General features: G+C 39.2%; 22 protein-coding genes. All 22 read right to left on the minus strand.

The genetic code is table 11. The annotated features are described in order from the left end of the window. Window positions 1–7: 7 nt before the first annotated feature. The 22 genes from L4C37_RS00005 to L4C37_RS00110 all read right to left on the minus strand — a co-directional run bounded on the left by L4C37_RS00005 (window position 8) and on the right by L4C37_RS00110 (window position 13,955). Window positions 8–160, minus strand: a complete 153-nt coding sequence (locus L4C37_RS00005; RefSeq protein ID WP_429767568.1) for a hypothetical protein — start codon at window positions 158–160, stop codon at window positions 8–10. A gap of 319 nt (window positions 161–479) precedes the next feature. Next, complete coding sequence (locus L4C37_RS00010; protein WP_137375793.1) at window positions 480–800, minus strand: DUF2834 domain-containing protein; 321 nt, start codon at window positions 798–800, stop codon at window positions 480–482. A 122-nt stretch (window positions 801–922) separates the two neighbouring features. Next, window positions 923–1,396, minus strand: coding sequence for a hypothetical protein (locus L4C37_RS00015; protein ID WP_429767569.1), 474 nt, complete (start codon window positions 1,394–1,396; stop codon window positions 923–925). Between the two features lie 180 nt (window positions 1,397–1,576). Next, on the minus strand, window positions 1,577–2,209 hold the full coding sequence (locus L4C37_RS00020) for a DUF4240 domain-containing protein (RefSeq protein WP_429767570.1): 633 nt from the start codon (window positions 2,207–2,209) through the stop codon (window positions 1,577–1,579). After that, complete coding sequence (locus L4C37_RS00025) at window positions 2,157–2,483, minus strand: immunity protein Imm33 domain-containing protein (RefSeq protein ID WP_372267992.1); 327 nt, start codon at window positions 2,481–2,483, stop codon at window positions 2,157–2,159. The genes L4C37_RS00020 and L4C37_RS00025 overlap by 53 nt, the downstream gene beginning before the upstream one ends. A gap of 152 nt (window positions 2,484–2,635) precedes the next feature. Beyond that, window positions 2,636–3,391, minus strand: a complete 756-nt coding sequence (locus tag L4C37_RS00030) for a carbon-nitrogen hydrolase family protein (protein WP_429767571.1) — start codon at window positions 3,389–3,391, stop codon at window positions 2,636–2,638. 146 nt (window positions 3,392–3,537) lie between these two features. Further along, window positions 3,538–4,134 (minus strand): class I SAM-dependent methyltransferase, encoded by a 597-nt coding sequence (locus L4C37_RS00035; RefSeq protein WP_429767572.1) that lies wholly within the window; start codon window positions 4,132–4,134, stop codon window positions 3,538–3,540. Between the two features lie 155 nt (window positions 4,135–4,289). Then, window positions 4,290–4,640 carry a hypothetical protein gene (locus tag L4C37_RS00040; protein WP_429767573.1) on the minus strand — a complete coding sequence of 117 codons (351 nt, stop codon included), beginning with the start codon at window positions 4,638–4,640 and terminating at the stop codon, window positions 4,290–4,292. A 196-nt stretch (window positions 4,641–4,836) separates the two neighbouring features. Next, window positions 4,837–5,052, minus strand: coding sequence for a DUF6434 domain-containing protein (locus L4C37_RS00045; protein WP_429767574.1), 216 nt, complete (start codon window positions 5,050–5,052; stop codon window positions 4,837–4,839). 173 nt (window positions 5,053–5,225) lie between these two features. Then, window positions 5,226–5,408: a hypothetical protein gene (locus L4C37_RS00050; RefSeq protein WP_137375630.1), complete on the minus strand. Its 183-nt coding sequence runs from the start codon at window positions 5,406–5,408 to the stop codon at window positions 5,226–5,228. A 122-nt stretch (window positions 5,409–5,530) separates the two neighbouring features. Beyond that, the gene (locus L4C37_RS00055; RefSeq protein ID WP_429767575.1) at window positions 5,531–6,076 is read right to left on the minus strand and encodes a hypothetical protein; all 546 of its coding nucleotides are present in this window, start codon (window positions 6,074–6,076) and stop codon (window positions 5,531–5,533) included. A 346-nt stretch (window positions 6,077–6,422) separates the two neighbouring features. Next, entirely contained in the window at window positions 6,423–7,769 is a 1,347-nt protein-coding gene (locus L4C37_RS00060) for an SIR2 family protein (RefSeq protein ID WP_429767576.1), read from the minus strand. Window positions 7,770–7,914: 145 nt separating this feature from the next. After that, complete coding sequence (locus L4C37_RS00065; RefSeq protein ID WP_429767583.1) at window positions 7,915–8,322, minus strand: DUF1801 domain-containing protein; 408 nt, start codon at window positions 8,320–8,322, stop codon at window positions 7,915–7,917. Window positions 8,323–8,456: 134 nt separating this feature from the next. Continuing rightward, on the minus strand, window positions 8,457–8,840 hold the full coding sequence (locus L4C37_RS00070) for a hypothetical protein (RefSeq protein WP_429767577.1): 384 nt from the start codon (window positions 8,838–8,840) through the stop codon (window positions 8,457–8,459). Between the two features lie 148 nt (window positions 8,841–8,988). After that, on the minus strand, window positions 8,989–9,435 hold the full coding sequence (locus L4C37_RS00075) for a GNAT family N-acetyltransferase (protein WP_429767578.1): 447 nt from the start codon (window positions 9,433–9,435) through the stop codon (window positions 8,989–8,991). A 130-nt stretch (window positions 9,436–9,565) separates the two neighbouring features. Then, window positions 9,566–10,051 (minus strand): GNAT family N-acetyltransferase, encoded by a 486-nt coding sequence (locus L4C37_RS00080; RefSeq protein WP_137375585.1) that lies wholly within the window; start codon window positions 10,049–10,051, stop codon window positions 9,566–9,568. Between the two features lie 135 nt (window positions 10,052–10,186). Then, entirely contained in the window at window positions 10,187–10,780 is a 594-nt protein-coding gene (locus L4C37_RS00085) for a GNAT family N-acetyltransferase (RefSeq protein ID WP_429767579.1), read from the minus strand. A 157-nt stretch (window positions 10,781–10,937) separates the two neighbouring features. Continuing rightward, complete coding sequence (locus L4C37_RS00090; RefSeq protein WP_372268588.1) at window positions 10,938–11,609, minus strand: hypothetical protein; 672 nt, start codon at window positions 11,607–11,609, stop codon at window positions 10,938–10,940. Window positions 11,610–11,817: 208 nt separating this feature from the next. Further along, window positions 11,818–12,309, minus strand: coding sequence for a DUF1993 family protein (locus L4C37_RS00095; protein ID WP_429767580.1), 492 nt, complete (start codon window positions 12,307–12,309; stop codon window positions 11,818–11,820). A 145-nt stretch (window positions 12,310–12,454) separates the two neighbouring features. Continuing rightward, on the minus strand, window positions 12,455–12,820 hold the full coding sequence (locus L4C37_RS00100) for a cell envelope integrity TolA family protein (RefSeq protein WP_429767581.1): 366 nt from the start codon (window positions 12,818–12,820) through the stop codon (window positions 12,455–12,457). A 150-nt stretch (window positions 12,821–12,970) separates the two neighbouring features. Further along, entirely contained in the window at window positions 12,971–13,342 is a 372-nt protein-coding gene (locus tag L4C37_RS00105) for a RidA family protein (RefSeq protein WP_429767582.1), read from the minus strand. A gap of 121 nt (window positions 13,343–13,463) precedes the next feature. Beyond that, a complete protein-coding gene (locus tag L4C37_RS00110; RefSeq protein WP_371969193.1) occupies window positions 13,464–13,955 on the minus strand; it encodes a C39 family peptidase in 492 nt (163 codons plus the stop codon). Between the last annotated feature and the right edge of the window lie 224 nt (window positions 13,956–14,179).

A 14,179-nucleotide genomic window follows, 5' to 3' on the forward strand; every position in this document is an offset into this window, starting at 1 on the left:
CTGAAAACTACAGAACTCGAACCCAACCAACAAAACGCACTTGGCTAAGAAGCGACATACGATAAACAACCACAGTTTGAAGTACTTGGGCTGACAAAGGATTCATTCGACCAACCTGATAACCAAGTGCGACAAAGCCATTTGTTAACGAGTTAGACACAAAAAAAGAAGCCGCGCGAGATTCACTAAGCGACCAAAATTACTGATGCGGAGAAATGAATAACGTTGAACTCAAAGAGCCGAAAAACACCCTACGCGCACTGATGATTTGGTTGCACAACTTTCGGAAAACGAACAGGTGTAAAGCATAGAAACCGGACTAGGCTCTTTGACCAAAAACGCTTTTCTACTTTTGCAAACTAACGCCGCGTTAAGTAGTGAGCAACGCTACCACCCAACCTAAACCATTGCACCGTAAACACCAAAACTCGACTTGAACTGAAAATGCCGAGCGTTGGGAATCTGTCTTAAACGCCTTGTTAGGGCTGCGGTTGAAGGGACTGCTTTTCTTTGAAGTAAAGGTACAGTGGAAGACCAAACGAAACGCCGACTGACAAAGTTCCCAAGATAGCAACATATCGATATTTCACTTCGTGTCTTTGTCCGTCCACTACGATAAAACCTAATAAAGCAACTGCCGCTACCAAGACATCGAGCCAAGCAAATAAACTAATGGGATTTGCCGCCGCTTCATTGAACAAAAGACTAATATCTAATCCATTAGAAATTAGCCAAGGAACAAATGCTCCATACGGTAGAAATATACCTAACAAAGTAAGAACTAGATAAAACTTTATCATTTCGCCATCCTTGCAATTTTTTGTAGTAAGCCCTAACGCCGCATTAAGGTGTGAGCGACGCTTGCCTATACTTTGAGCGAAGCGAAAACGGCAAGCGTTGCGAATCACTCTTAAATGCTTTGTTATGTACGTACTTTGCTTGGCAAACTATCTAGATATGTATTCAACGCATCAACCAGTAACTGTGCGTCTTGTAAGCTTCTAGTGCGCAGTACATGCTTTATTTGGCTACCGTCATTTCGGTATAAAGTAACCACATACCATTGTTTGAATTTTCTAGTCCAATCTAACAACTTAACATCTGCTATTTCATCATAATATACTCGCTCAGCAACATCTTTTGTTGTGCTAGAGGTTCGAGCGTAAACAACGCGACTACTAATAGTTCCAGTAGAATACGTACCAAATCCCCAACCAAAATAATGTTCAGTCATCACAAAGTTATCAGGTTTCCATGCTCGATGTTGAGTCATAACCATTCGATCAATAATCATTGGAGCATCTTCTACCGGAACGGGATTAGATTCATATACCATAGGTGTCGTACCACACCCGGAAAGCAAACTAATAAGTAAAAGAAGTGAAAATATGCGCAAAACAAAGCTCCTAAGATTAATGTATGGCATATTATATATTACAAACTGCTAGTTGTAATTGGAGTTTAACGCGAAAGTACATAACGCCAAGCTAAGCTGTGAGTGAAAGTGTGCCAAAATTAGAGCGAAGCGAAAATGGCACGCGTTCACGAATCAGTCTTGAGCGCCTTGTTATGTGAATTACCACAAAGCTACATTGCTAAAAGACTCATAGCTTACTGTTGCTTCTCGTTCATATTCTTCTTCATCATTGCCAGTCAACTCAGCCCAAGCTTGCCCTGCAACGTACAGTATTGATTCTGCCCATTGATCTGAACTCTTTGGCATTAAGGATGGATTATTAAGAACTTTTGTATAATGTTCGTAACCTTTAGCTACAACGAAACAGCGTGCATATAGAAAGCCATCACCAGAGCCACTAGACTCACCCGATTCCTCAATCCATTTTTGACCATCAATGGCATATAGAGCTTGAGATAGGTATTCTTGAAACAGAGAGATTTCTTCCTCTGTTTTCGAGGACAATACAGAAACGATAGGTGCCACAGCTTCTTCATCATCGCAATCGTCGAGAGCTTCTTGATCAATAAGTGAAATTAACTTCCAGAATTCATTTTGTTCCATAGCACTCTCCATTTTCACATAACGCCCAATTAAGGTGTGAAGCACGCAACCCCGACACTCAATTTGACCACCGTAATCACTAAACTCAACCCAAACCAAAAATGCCAAGCRTRCTGAATCACTCTTAAATTGTTTGTTATGCGTTTCCTTCCAACAAGCTGCTGTCATACCAGATATCTTCGTAGCCATTGTTATCTATTAGGAAGCGGTAGCCAGGAGGCAAACCAAGATAAGCTTGCACTTGAGGTAGATATTTAACTATATGCTCAACATGTAGCGGGTCAAAGAAGTTTGCGTTTGAAGATAACTCTTCACCGCACCAGATATACCAACCATTTGTACCATTTTCGGGAGCGACTCTCATACCATTAATAGGAACCTGACTTAAGGTAGAGAGTGCAATTCCTAGTTTGCTACCGGCTTCCGGATGTTCCTTTGCTAAATCTTTAAACTGATTATCCAACTCTTCCTCCTGACGCATAACGCCCTGTTAAGTTGCAGACCAACGTAAACCTGAACTTAAAGTAACGTACCTATTACACCAAAAACCATTGGAACTGAAAATGCCACGCGTTAGCTGTCAGCTTAAACAGTTTGTTATAACACTTACACGTATTATCTAACTTTAAAGCTATTAGTCGTAGTATCAAACACACCGACACAAACTTCATCAAACGGGAGTTGTGCGATAACGCCACCGTTGTTAGAAATTATTTTACTACCTCCGAGCCCATGATTCTTTGGGTTATTCAACGAATGAGGCCAGTTACATTGAATAATCATAGCTGCTAAAGAACGCGCTATTTTCGCTGAATCTGTATCATAAGTGGCACTTTCAGTTTTTAATGGTAATTCGCGCTTACCAATGTAGCTTGGCCATAATATATAAGATGGGGATTCAGCAGATAACTGCTCTACCACGCTACTGACATCACTTGCTTCTCTGCAAAGGTAGGTACTAAACACACCAAGTTTATGTTTCAAAACAGGGCGTTCATGCCCAGGTTTAAAAAATGTAGATTCACCTTCTGTCAGCCCAACCTTACACCACATGGGCTCTATACAACCTTGTTCATTTACAGCAGCATACGCGTTATAAACAACCCTACCTTTAACTAGCGGATAACCAATAAAAGCTAATATCTTTGATTTTTTACATTGGGTTGATATTTCTTTTAAAGCATCCTCAATTAACGAAGATTGAGTCTGGTTCTTTATTTCACGATGAAAACCAGTAATTGCTAACTCCGGAAATACAAGAATATCCAAATCTCTGTGTTCAGAAATAATATTACAAATCGTTTTCGTATTTTCCTCGACCGTCCAATTCATGGACATTTGAGCTATTCCAACTTTCAACGAGCACCTCAATTAAATTATATAAATGAACTAGTGTTATAACGCCGCGTTAAGTAGTGAGCAACACCACCACCCTACCTAAAACCTTGCCACCTTAAACACCAAAGCTGACCCAAACTGAAAATGCCGAGCGTTGGGAATCTGTCTTAAACGCTTTGTTATGTACGTTTCACCGCGACCACGGAATATGTATGCCAATGCTTCATTCTACCCAATGAAGTCTTCGATTTTTCATCACGTTCAAAGAACCTGACTATTTCAAAACCTGAGAACAGAGTCTTTACCTCTGATTCCGATAAAGGTGTGGTTGGAGTACGATAGTTGTTAGCCCAACTGTCTTCAAAGCCCATGAAGTCACCAGCAAACACTCCACCGATTTCAATTGAAGATTTAATATTGCTCCAAGTCGATTCAAATTGGTTTGGGTCAGCGAAGAACAAGCTGGAATTTGCAATAACTACGCCAGACTTTGGATAGTCGAATGATTCAAACGACGACTCTGTAATTTCCACTAATGACTTTGCCCCAAATCGGTCTCTACAAATAGAGACTGAATCAGGATTAATATCGAAGCCATGAACCTGATAACCCTGTTGTTCTAGGTACTCGATATCACTACCTGTTCCACAACCACAGTCAGTGGCTATTTTAAGGTTTGATTCATTGAGTCTGGATGCAAACTCAGTACGTTTTGAATGTGGGCGAGACAATGCCTTTTCGTAGTACTGGCGCCAAATTTCAGTATTTTCATCCATAAGTTTCTGATTTTCCCTAAAAGTACATAACGCCGCGTAAAGTAGTGAGCAACGCGACCACTTTACCTAAACCATTGCACCATAAACACAATACTCAACCTAAACTGAGAATGCCGAGCGTTGGGAATCTGTCTTAAACGCCTTGTTATACGCGGTCACAACGGTTTAGTTAAGAAACTTTCCATTCTTTCAAACTCAACTGGTGATAAGTCACACTGAAACATATACTTGTCATTGCCTAATGTATGCAATTCAGCAAGGTATCCAGTAAAGTAATTATGATGATTATTCTCCCTTAAACTGATTAGACGCAATACAGTACCTGGTTTTATCGCCCATCCTGTAACGTCTCCAACGCGGTAGTAGAGCCAACCATCACTTCGACTTAAATAAATTGAATGTGTAGTACGCTTTTTATAGCCTTTAGTCTTGAAAAAACACCTATACAACGCCACTAACGGCTGAAAACCTAACTTAGTTTCTATCTGCCACTCGAATGATTCCATTTATGAACCCCACCATATAGCTTATAACGCCCAATTAAGTAGCTGACAACGCTACTAATACACTCAAATTTACCACCTAAATCACTGAAGCTAAGCCGAGTTGAAAATGCCAAGCGTTGACAGTCTGCTTAAATTGCTTGTTATACAAAGCCTAGCAACACCCGCAGAACTTAGTGCCTTGCCTTTGATCACTACCTTACTTTAGTTTCTGGCGACTCGACCATTCTTTGCAAGCATCAATGATTGTGAGACCAGTAGCTCCTTGCATCCATTGCATAAAACCTCGGTCGAATTTGAAATCATCGCCAAATTTGGATTTGAAATATCTACGAACATTTTGAGTCGTTTTATAAGTGTCTGTAATGACAGTTGTATCGAGTATATCAATCTTGTGCCAATCAACCTTTTCCATGGTTTAGATTACTCCCTTTGTATAACGCCCAATTAAGTAGCTGACAACGCCACCAAGACACTCAAATCTACCACCTAAATCACTGAAGCTAAGCCGAGTTGAAAGTACCAAGCGTTGGCAGTCTGCTTAAATTGCTTGTTAGGTAATTTTTACCGTAGCCAATGAAGCTTTAATTAGACTGATTCTATGACTAGATTAAAGTCCATATTCGAACTGGAAAATACGATATCTGAGCTTTCATTAGTCTCGACATTAAATTTAGCTCCTGGCTCTATATGGAAACTAACTTTAGTTTCAAATACTTGAACTGTAATTTCACCAGATTCATTACCTGTATTTTTAAATTTCTTATTCATTTAAAATGCCTTCTTTATTAATTTTAATACAGCTACAGATGACATATAGCTACACTTTCCGAAGCAAAAATGCCATGGGTAGGAGGTCAATTTGAGAGCTTGGTTAGGTATAGCTTGATGAGTCATAATCGTTTTGATTTTATGAAGAAGAACACAAGAAAGTCAGACATTAAAATTAGCACCACGATTAACACTTCTGAAATTGTAACGGGCTCACCTTCCCCCCATTGTATTTTGATACTTGGTAAGGCATTTAATATAGCCCTATAAAGCTCTTCACCGCCCTTAGAATCAAATAATAAAAGGCCTGCAAGAAGTACGTCTAGGCAATTGTTTTTTAATGACATGAAAAACCCAATAAGTTCTGGCAGATAATCAGTAAATAAAATAAACGTTAACATTACAATTGAATAACCAAAGGGCAAAAAAAATTGAAGAGTTACGTTTAACCCTAAAGCGTACATTGCATTTCTGATTCGAAACATTACCAACGTAATTAGTACAATATCAACAATCGACAGATAAAAATAAGCACTTGAAAGGAATCCCTCCTTATGATGGAACTTCGCCGCCAGACCCCCATTCACAGACACTAACGTAATAATTATTAACGCTAGCATCAATACACGCCCAATAAAAGCTCCTTTATAAGGGCTATAAGTCTTCACAATCATTCCCCATTGTAATTTGCACACCCCCTGTGTACCTAACGCCGCATTAAGTAGTGAGCAACACTACCACCTTACTAAACCATTACACCGTAATCACAAATCTCAACTTAAATTGAAAACGCCGAGTGTTGCGAATCTGTCTTAAATGCCTTGTTAGGTTACCTACATGATGCAGCCAAAGTTTAGCACCAAGATGCTGAATTGATTACAAAACTACTGGCTTTCGACGCAGATGTAAAACTGAAAACCACGAAACTCAACCAAGCCACCTTAAACACAAAACCCAACGATGGAATGAAAAATGCCTAGCGTTGGGAATCACTCTTAAATGCTTTGTTATACATTAGATCCACGGCAGATGATGAATTGCAATTTCATCAGGATTTTTTAGTGATTTTAGGTACTGCGTTGCCTGCTTTAATGATACTTTATGGGCATTCGGATTAGACTTAACGAAGTTAATAAAATCTTCAAAACTATATAGTTCTTCCTTTGTACCAAAAGCAAAATACAATGGAATTTCAAAGTCTTCACTCTCAAAACAGTTCTCTAAGTGATAAACCAGCCCTCGAATATAACCTTCTATATAAGCGACACCAGTATAACTTTTGACTTTCCTTTTCTCTGACTGAATGTGTTGATATTCAACTATTAGCCTCTGCAATCGACATGGGTGAGAATATTCACCTGAATATCGATTTTTTTGTATCCTTTGAAGCGCATGAATCACCCCATCTTGATAACAGGCAGCGTAGATGATCTGTGGACATTCAGTATTGCTAACTTTGTTAGCTATTTCCATGTGCTCATCTTCGAAATCACTTAATATGAATGCGGACAGCTCGTAAGAAAGGTCTGGAAGTAAAAGCTCCCGTTCAACAGCCTCTTGCTTTACCAACTCTAGAAAGTAAGTTCCATCGGTTACGATTGGAATAAGCCCAGCCTCTCTAAATCGCTCAGCCTCAGCCTCAAAAGGAGTCACCACGTACGCTTGTCGATGCAGAAGATCCATTTGAGCTTTTACCAAGCCATATACCTCTTGGAAATCGCTATCACGCATTGAGTAACCAATAAAGATAACTGTTTGAGTCGCCAAGATGGTTTTGAGCATACCTCCAATCAATTCCTCATTGAGACGCCTGGTACACTCAGTGTAGTCGTCCTCTGTTGCTACAACAGTTGAGAGATTATCAATTGAGCCATGAATTTTTAGTATACGGCGCTCAGCAACCTCCCAAAATGCTAAATCGCTATCTAAGACAAAAGGCGTTGCATGAGAAAAATCTTCAAAATAAGTATCCCAATTTGTCGTGACGATGTTTTTAACAGGGAAAAGAGTTCCAATTGATTTATGAAAAGACGTAGCCATTTTTTGCAATTCAGGGAAAGAATCAATGGTTTTAAACCTTGAACGAATCATTTGTAACAGCTTCATACGTCCATTTGGCTGCTTACAAAATTCTTGCATCATTTGCGGAAAGCTTAGGTCTTTGTCTGATGCATTAATCTCCCTTGCTACCTGCTCATAGAAGTTAATGTTTAATACAGTTGGAGCTTCAGTGCTAATACCCGCCCCAGTAAAAAACGTAACTTTCCCAGCTAGCACTTCATCGATTAACTCCTTAGGAAGTGGTACATCAAAATTATTTTTGCAACCAACACAATCGCAATTATTCTCATGAGATTTCAAAATCTTCTCCTAATGTATAACGCCCAATTAAGTAGCTGACAACGCAACCAATACACTCAAATTTACTACCGAAATCACTGAAACTAAACCGAGTTGAAAATGCCAAGCGTTGGCAGTCTGCTTAAATTGCTTGTTATGTGAATGCCTATCGCGCGCCTAAAAACGGTAAATGCTTTCGTTGCTGATAGGTTAAAGCAAGCTCCAAACAGTGCTTAACTTCAGCCTCTGGTAATGGATTTGACAAAGTTAAGACAATTGCCCTGTTACCCTGAAATTCCAACGTACCATCGTGTAATTCTCTAAAAGTATCGATTAGCTTAGTTTGGCAGTTAAAGAAGATGTAGTAGTTACTTGGTGATTTCAATTTGCAATCAATTCGAATTGGACTGCCCGTCTTGACGGCATAACTCGACTCACCCCATTTTAGAGATTCTTCAACTTCACCTAGTTCCAGCTCAGAAACGATTTGAAACATTAGATTTCGCAGTTCCTCTAGCCGAATACGTACATCTTCTGGATATTCGTCGAACCGTTCTTTGACTACCTTATTTATTGGAAACCTCTATTCACATAACGCCCAATTAAGTAGCTGACAACGCTACCAATACACTTAAACCTACCACCTAAATCACTGAAGCTAAACCGAGTTGAAAATGCCAAGCGTTGACAGTCTGCTTGAATTGCTTGTTATACATACATTGCACCATAGGTTGCTAGCAAGCCGATTGGAAGGAGCAATATCCATTGTGGAAGTTTTACAAAAACCTTAGATCCAAAAAAATACAACCCAACCGCCACAAACACTGATGCATACAGAATATATAAAAAACCTAGCAACTGGATTAGGAAATAGAGTGAATCAATGCCATACCAACCGACGTATAAAAGCATTAGTGAGCTAATAAACAAAGTGACCGAGACAAGATGCCAACAAGCTAGAAGCGTTGCTTTCGGGATATCATCAAGCTTCGACTTAAGAAAAGGTCTAACTGGGTCTACTTGACCTGCAAATACATGTACTAACGTAGTAAATAGGGCTAATAACCCCGAGCTAAATATCCATATATTCATAATATACTCCGTATGTATAACGCCGCGTTAAGTGGTGAGCAACGCTACCACTGCACTCAAGACATTATGCCATAAACACTGATGCATATCTTTGAACTGAAGCCGCCGAGCGTTGGGAATCCGTCTTAAACGCTTTGTTATGTGCGTGCTAAATCTGTGCGTATAATCTCAGCATGTCTTTGTGTTGAATACCATTTTCATAGATTGGTTCTGAGTAATTCAGTAAGAAGTGATCCTTGATGATCGAGTCAACGCGAAAACCAAGGCGCTGATAATAAGTCAGTTGATAGCCAAAGGTACCTGTACCCAATTCAATACGAGAGATTCCCTTACTTGGTAACTGAGACAGAACTGACTTGAGCAATTGAGAGCCAATTCCTTGACCTTGTAACTTGGGGTATACAGAAACATTGAAGATTTCAGCAAGGTTTTGGGTTTCTGGCTTCACTATACATGCTGCCAAAATACGCTCATTATCTAGCGCAGCAAAGCACCATGATTCAGCTAAATATGATGAAATACTCGCTTCAGAAGGATCTGCTTCGAGCAGCAAATCTAGCGGAATTTGGCTACTTTTGACTTCGATAAATTGCATTTTCCCTCCAAGCACATAACGCCCAATTAAGTAGCTGACAACGCTACCAATAGACTTAAACACCACCTAAATCACTGAAGCTAAACCGAGCTAAAAATGCCAAGCGTTGACAGTCTGCTTAAATTGCTTGTTATGTTCGTAGCCATTTGTACATGATATAGCTATCAACCAATCCTAGCTGACCATGATTGTATGCCTTGGGTATTGTGCCAATAATTGAGAAACCGAGCTTTTCCCAAAGCATAACCGCTACTTTATTAGTCGACACTACACTATTAAATTGCATAGCATCAAAGCCAAATTCAACTGCTTTCTTTTGTGAGTGCTCACACATAAGGCGAGCAATTCCTTTGCCTCTAGCTTCACTTGATACCATATAGCCACAGTTACAAATATGACTACTTGGACCCATAGCATTTGGCTTAATGTAATAAGTACCGAGAACAACGTCATTTTCAACAAACACATAAGCTTTTAATGGCATTTCACACCACAAGGAATAAGCATCTTCCAGTGTCATATTTGGTTCAAACGCGTAAGTTTCTTGAGCTTGGATCACCATAGAAAATGTTGACCAAAATGACTCAAAATCTAATTTTGTGATTTCTCTAATCATGAAATCCCTCCCGAGAACATAACGCCCAATTAAGTAGCTGACAACGCTACCAATACACTCAAACTTACCACCTAAATCACTGAAGCTAAACCGAACTGAAAATGCCAAGCGTTGCCAGTCTGCTTAAATTGCTTGTTATGTGTGGGCTGACTGATACACGTTATTTTCTATCAAAGCACCTGCAAACTCAAAGGTCAGGAGCCCTATACGATTAAACCTTAAATGTTCATAAAAGCCATTGGATTCATTCTCAACCCAAGTGTAAAGCCAGTATTTGTTACCAAACTGATTCTCGACTTCACTCAAGAGCTTTCGACCTAACCCTTTTCCTTTGAAAGTGTTATCTATATAAAGTTTTTCTACTTCAAAGCCATTGTTGGACGTTTGATAATGCGATTCAAGATTGACCATTGCATAGCCTTGAATAACATCATGTTCTTCACTTACAAACACACGATATTTAGGGGTATTCAATATTTCAGAGAAGTAAGTTGCAGTAAAAGTAGATAAGACATACTCAGCGTATTCACTTTTGATACCTTCTCTAGCATATGTGTCTAACCAAACTTTAATGGACAATACCGCTAATTTTGCACAATCGTCTTTTGTCGCTTCCCTAACCATTTCCCCTCCAAACACATAACGCCCAATTAAGTAGCTGACAACGCTACCAATACACTCAAATTTACCAACTAAATCGCTGAAGCTAAACCGAGTTGGAAATGCCAAGCGTTGGCAGTCTGCTTAAATTGCTTGTTAGATTGGCTAGCGTTTAGTTTTCCACATTGGCAAAAAGCACTACTATAAAATTATTTCATTGCTTTTATTACTGCTAGCCAATACATCGTGGGACTAGATAAACCAATAGAAGGCAGGACTACTTCACCTATTCTCTTGTGTTAGCCTTACCATTTTCTGTTTTTAAATGAATAAGTAAATCACTCAGATTTCTCGATTTCGGCTTATGCAATCCGTATCTATACAGCACATGTTCAGCTTTATCTAATCTATCAATTTTTGCCAAGTAAGTGATGTAACTTTGTGTTAGTTCATGATTATACCGAGTCAAAACAAGTAACTTTTCATACAGAGTGATTACGAATTTCTTTGATTTAGAGTTTTTTTGAGAGATACAATCAACATATCCGGTCCCAAGCAAGTAAAACTCTCTTGATTCTGCATTATCTAAGTTAAAACCCATCTTTGATGCAATCGGTAAGGATTCATCACAATATCCATTCTGCAAAAGCATCACACTCATTGAAAATGAATAATTTGCTATTTTATCTTCAGGTGACTTTAAAAATGCCGTATCAAGAACAGATAATATATCGGAGCTTTCGCCATCCAAATTCATCAAAGCTATAGCTTTAACATAGTAACCAAAATCATCTTCTTCATTTTCTTTAATGTAAACATCCACAAGATCCATTAAAGGTTCGAATTGTTTACTTTGTATAAGTTTCTCAAGCTCACTTCTTTCTACTACTTTAGTGCATGATGATATTAAAAAGATTGAAGCCAAAACAACAGCGATTGCATACCTATTTTTAAACACTTACCAAGCCCTACGGTTGAAGTTAATAATATCTATAGCTTTTTGTCTATCTAGAGCCAAATACGTCAAGTGAAATATGAGCCAGCCGTATCTAACGCCCAATTAAGTAGCTGACAACGCAACCAATACACTTAAACTTACCCCCAAAATCACTGAAGCTAAATCGACCTAAAAATGCCAAGCGTTGGCAGTCTGCTTAAATTGCTTGTTAGGGCTTGAACTCAAAGCCTACTGGATAGTTGTGAAAACCATCAAAGTCTCCTTTGCTTAAAGCAACACCATTTTTCTTTGCAATGGCATAAACCATACTCATATGAAACATATAGTTAGGAATTATATACTCTAGTATAAAGCGGCTTTGAGGAAGTTTAACTTGAGAGAAACCAGCTGATTCAGCCATAACTTGAGTATCATCAAACCCAGGCACTTCTGGTAGTAATTCAAGTTGAAGTTTTACATCTTCAAGCATTTTACAAACAGAGTCTTTACCTGATTCTTTTAGTTCGCAAGACACCAAGTCAACCGATACAATGGGGCAATACCCTCTCAAAAGAAAGTTCGCAGCAACCTGCGCATTCAACTCCAGAGAAAACATTCCCTCTGACAACGAATCTAAGAAAATACTATCTGGAATTTTATCAACGATAACTCTCATCTGCTGCAAGTAATTAAGAAATAACTTCTTAGTCGAAATATTCATATTAAATCCCTAGAGCCCTAACGCCCAATTAAGTANCTGACAACGCTACCAATACACTCAAACCTACCACCGAAATCACTGAAGCTAAACCGAGTTGAGAATGCAAAGCGTTGACAGTCTGCTTAAATTGCTTGTTAGAACTGTACTACAGAGCAATTGTAAGTTTGATTTCCATTAGGTTTTTAGCTAACTCCTCGTTTGCTGGCATTGGGAATACGCCTACAGCTTTCACAGCTTTTTCACTGCGCTCACATAGTTTCTCATAGCCACTTGTACTTATTTCTGTAACATTGCCATGCTCACTTAAATGTATATTAAGCGTACAACTCTTACCTTCAAGCCCATCAGACAAAATCAATTCATTCTGAATCATTTGGGTATAGATTTGCCCATGTTTATTTAGCTCAGACGGGGCTAACTTGCCTATACTGCTATTGCTTTGAACAGCACAGCCAGAGATCACAAACACCATACTTGCAGCTATACAAATATATCGAAATGGAGCCTTCATCCTATTYATCCCCTAAAAGTTCTAACGCCCAATTAAGTAGCTGACAACGCTACCAATACACTCAAAYNTACCACCTAAATCACTGAAGCTAAACCGAATTGAAAAAGCCAAGCGTTGGCAGTCTGCTTAAATTGCTTGTTATGTTCGTGCTTACAGCGCTACGACAGCCTCAATTTCCACTTGTAAATCCGGATGAATTAATTTGGAAACTTCAACCAAAGAGCAGGCTGGTAAATGACCATCATAAAAGTTAAATAGTAGCTCTCGGATACTAGCCAACATTGATATGTCACGAACAAAGATTGTGAGTTTCACCAAATCACTTTTCAAACGATTTTCTAACCTAAGGACTTCTGTAATCTGATAGAGAACCTCTTTAGTCTGCTCTGTCAGATTAAGGAGTTGAGCATCTGTGCCGTAAGCTGTAAGCCCAGATATATATAGCGTTTTGTTGTGTTTTGTTGCATGGACATAAGGTCCTGCTATTTGAGGCAAGTTTTCATAAGTAACCCTTTCAACCACTTGATCTCTCCCTAGAACATAACGCCGCATTAAGGTGTGAGCAGCGCTTGGCTACACTTGAGCGAAGCGAAACTGCCAAGCGTTGCGAATCACTCTTAAATGCTTTGTTATATGCTTAGTATTACATAGGGGCTCCAACAACTACAGAAGCTCCCCAGCGCCATTGTGAATATAACTGGTTAAGTGAGTTAACGTAAGTTTGACCCGTCCAAGGATCGGATACTTCTATTCCGCCACTATTATTCATTCTTTGCAGTACGATAAAATGCCCTACAGCCCCATTGCTTGGTCTTACAAACGCAATAAGCTTCCATCCACTTGCTAAAGTCTGGTAAAGCTCATTAGGTGAGGCAGGTCTATTGACCACCCAAGCCCTGAATTGGTAATAGTTCAATAGTCCTACAACTTCATTGACATGAGCAGGTCTATCTATAGGTCTACCATCCAATACCGTAGCTATCTGCTGCTGGCTTTGATAAATATTTGCCTGTCGCAAAACATCTTGGATTGAAGCAGCCCAACACCAGTTTTCACCAAGCTGGCGCTCAATAGCTTGGGAAGTAAAGGAAGTAATAACTAATAAAGTAAGTGCGATAAATCTGAAGATGTTCATATGTTTCTCTCCTAGCCCGACGAAACATACTAACTATAGATAGGACGGTAGGGTTATGCCAGATTGCATATAACGCCGCATTAAGGTGTGAGCGACGCTTGGCTATACTTGAGCGAAGCGAAACTGCCAAGCGTTGCGAATCATTCTTAAATGCTTTGTTATGTGCGTACTAAACATTACCACTGCAAGACGAGTTAAAAGAAAACATACGTACTTCATCACGT

Origin of the sequence: Vibrio kagoshimensis (genome assembly GCF_050337535.1) — a bacterium.
Taxonomy (GTDB): Bacteria; Pseudomonadota; Gammaproteobacteria; order Enterobacterales; family Vibrionaceae; genus Vibrio; species Vibrio gallaecicus.

Coding starts and splice junctions, on each gene's coding strand:
- L4C37_RS00010 (WP_137375793.1), bottom strand. CDS start 800: ATGATAAAGTTTTATCTAGTTCTTACTTTGTTAGGTATATTTCTACCG.
- L4C37_RS00035 (WP_429767572.1), bottom strand. CDS start 4,134: ATGGATGAAAATACTGAAATTTGGCGCCAGTACTACGAAAAGGCATTG.
- L4C37_RS00040 (WP_429767573.1), bottom strand. CDS start 4,640: ATGGAATCATTCGAGTGGCAGATAGAAACTAAGTTAGGTTTTCAGCCG.
- L4C37_RS00045 (WP_429767574.1), bottom strand. CDS start 5,052: ATGGAAAAGGTTGATTGGCACAAGATTGATATACTCGATACAACTGTC.
- L4C37_RS00050 (WP_137375630.1), bottom strand. CDS start 5,408: ATGAATAAGAAATTTAAAAATACAGGTAATGAATCTGGTGAAATTACA.
- L4C37_RS00070 (WP_429767577.1), bottom strand. CDS start 8,840: ATGAATATATGGATATTTAGCTCGGGGTTATTAGCCCTATTTACTACG.
- L4C37_RS00075 (WP_429767578.1), bottom strand. CDS start 9,435: ATGCAATTTATCGAAGTCAAAAGTAGCCAAATTCCGCTAGATTTGCTG.
- L4C37_RS00080 (WP_137375585.1), bottom strand. CDS start 10,051: ATGATTAGAGAAATCACAAAATTAGATTTTGAGTCATTTTGGTCAACA.
- L4C37_RS00095 (WP_429767580.1), bottom strand. CDS start 12,309: ATGAATATTTCGACTAAGAAGTTATTTCTTAATTACTTGCAGCAGATG.
- L4C37_RS00100 (WP_429767581.1), bottom strand. CDS start 12,820: ATGAAGGCTCCATTTCGATATATTTGTATAGCTGCAAGTATGGTGTTT.
- L4C37_RS00110 (WP_371969193.1), bottom strand. CDS start 13,955: ATGAACATCTTCAGATTTATCGCACTTACTTTATTAGTTATTACTTCC.